Here is a 2,394-nt window from a genome sequence, read left to right as displayed (position 1 = left end):
CCGTCGAGGCCGTAGGCGGGGTGGTTGGGGTGGCGGCGGCGCGCCGCCTCCAGCTCCGCGGAGTCGGTTCCGGCCGCGCTCCCGGGTCCTCCGGACTCCCCGGCCTCCCCGGAACCGGGTGCGGCGGGCCGCCGGACGCCCGGCCCGGAGGAGACCCCGTCCCGGTCCGTCTGACGCGGTATGAACGCCTCGCCCTCGTGCGTACCGCCGCCCAGGGCGCGCTCCAGCAGCGCGTCGAGCAGTGCCGGGTCGGGGCCGGCGCCCTCGTACTCCGTGCCGCGCCCCTGCGGCGGAAGGCCCTCGGCGTGGTCCTCGCGTGCCTCCTGGGCGGCCCAGAAGGCGCGCGCCTCGGCCAGCTCGCGCTCGCGCTCCTCGGCGAGGGCGTCGGCGACGGCGGAACGGATCTCCCCGGCGTCCGGGGAGGTGCGGGCCGGGGGGACGAAGGCGCGCGCCTCGGCCGCGGCGAGCCGCACCCGCAGCTCGGTGAGCCGGCGGCGCAGGCCCAGCGCGGTGTGCAGGGCGGCGCCGCCCAGAGCCGCGGCGACGGCGGCTGTCAGCATCAGGATGAGGGATATGGCGCTCACTGACGTACTCCCGGTTGGAACTCCGACCCCTGAATTCCTATCGCAGCCGGAGGGGAATCTCCTGTCGAGCGGTGTGCCGGACGCCCCCGAAAGAGCGTGCGCGGGCCTCCGTGCGGACCAACGCGACCGCTGTGAGCAGGGAAGACGCCGAGCCCCCAGGACATAGATCACATCCTGGGGGCTCTTCGGTCTCACCGGTGCATCGACGGCGCGCCGACAGTCGGTCAGATCACACCGCGCGCCGGGCCGGTGTGACGCGTACCACCCCGGAGGCGAGGACGCCGGGCCGGCTCGGCGCGCGTCCGGGGCCGTTCAGCTCAGGCGCTCGATGACCATGGCCATGCCCTGGCCGCCGCCGACGCACATCGTCTCCAGACCGAACTGCTTGTCGTGCCACTGGAGGGAGTTGATCAGCGTGGTGGTGATGCGGGCGCCGGTCATGCCGAAGGGGTGGCCGACCGCGATGGCGCCGCCGTTGACGTTGAGCCTGTCCACGTCGATGCCCAGGTCCCGGTAGGAGGGGATCACCTGGGCGGCGAACGCCTCGTTGATCTCCACCAGGTCGATGTCGCCGATGGTCATGCCGGCCAGCTTCAGCGCCCGCTTCGAGGCCTCGACCGGGCCCAGGCCCATGATCTCGGGGGACAGGCCGGAGACGCCGGTGGAGACGATCCGGGCCAGCGGGGTGACGCCCAGCTCGCGCGCCTTGGTGTCGGACATGATCACCAGCGCGGCGGCGCCGTCGTTGAGCGGGCAGCAGTTGCCGGCGGTGACCAGGCCGTCGGGGCGGAAGACGGGCTTGAGGCCCTGCACACCCTCCAGGGTCACGCCCGCGCGCGGGCCGTCGTCCTTGGAGACGACCGTGCCGTCGGGCAGGGTGACCGGGGTGATCTCGCGCTCCCAGAAGCCGGAGGCGATGGCCTTCTCGGCGAGGTTCTGCGACCGCACGCCGAACTCGTCCATGTCCTGCCGGGTGACGCCCTTGAGGCGGGCGAGGTTCTCGGCGGTCTGTCCCATGGCGATGTAGACGTCCGGCAGCTCGCCGTCCTCGCGCGGGTCGTGCCAGCCCACGCCGCCGGACTCGGCGCGGGCGGCGGTGCGCGCCTCGGCGTCGGCGAAGACCGGGTTGTGGGTGCCGGGCATGCCGTCGGAGGTGCCGTTGACCGAGCGGGAGACCGTCTCGACGCCGGCCGAGACGAACACGTCGCCCTCGCCCGCCCTGATGGCGTGCATGGCCATGCGGGTGGTCTGCAGCGAGGAGGAGCAGTAGCGGGTGACGGTGCAGCCCGGCAGGTGGTCCATCCCCATCTGCACGGCGACGACCCGGCCGAGGTTGTGCCCCTGCTCGCCGCCGGGCAGGCCGCAGCCCAGCATCAGGTCGTCGATCTCGGTCGGGTCCAGCTGCGGCACCTTGTCCAGCGCGGCCTTGACGATGCCGGCGGTCAGGTCGTCCGGGCGGACGTCTTTGAGCGAGCCCTTGAAGGCGCGTCCGATCGGCGAACGGACTGCTGAGACGATCACGGCTTCGGGCATCACGGCTCCAGGGAACGGGGGCGGAGGGCTGTGGATGCTTGGAAACTACCGTTCCGTAAGGCGGCGGTCACGACTCGCCACGTGTGATCCGGACCTCTTTTCTAAGCGCTTGCTCAGTTCTGCTCGTTCGCCGGGTCCCCGCGGCCCCTCCGGACCGCGGCGGGCCTGCGGCAGCCCACCGCGGGGCGGTGGGCGGGCGTACGGTCACCCGGCGCTCGCCGGCTCGGGCGTCCCGGACCGTTCGGCCACCGCGATCACCCCGGCCACCGGCAGCGGC

Annotated in this window: 1 protein-coding gene and 1 pseudogene; both read right to left on the bottom strand. The window is 73.4% G+C overall.

What is annotated here, in order from left to right:
• Window positions 1-584 (bottom strand): annotated as a pseudogene (locus AC2CJA_RS26160) (hypothetical protein); the annotation flags it as partial.
• 312 nt (window positions 585-896) lie between these two features.
• Window positions 897-2,117: an acetyl-CoA C-acetyltransferase gene (locus AC2CJA_RS26155; protein ID WP_484605136.1), complete on the bottom strand. Its 1,221-nt coding sequence runs from the start codon at window positions 2,115-2,117 to the stop codon at window positions 897-899.
• Window positions 2,118-2,394 lie beyond the last annotated feature (277 nt).

The organism is Streptomyces sp. ATLC9, assembly GCF_057196705.1.
Note: the sequence above shows the minus strand (reverse complement) of the source record. Positions and strands in the feature narration are given on the sequence as shown.

Bases quoted from the DNA above. Each gene is read 5' to 3' on its own strand.
- AC2CJA_RS26155 (WP_484605136.1), bottom strand. From the start codon at position 2,117: ATGCCCGAAGCCGTGATCGTCTCAGCAGTCCGTTCGCCGATCGGACGC.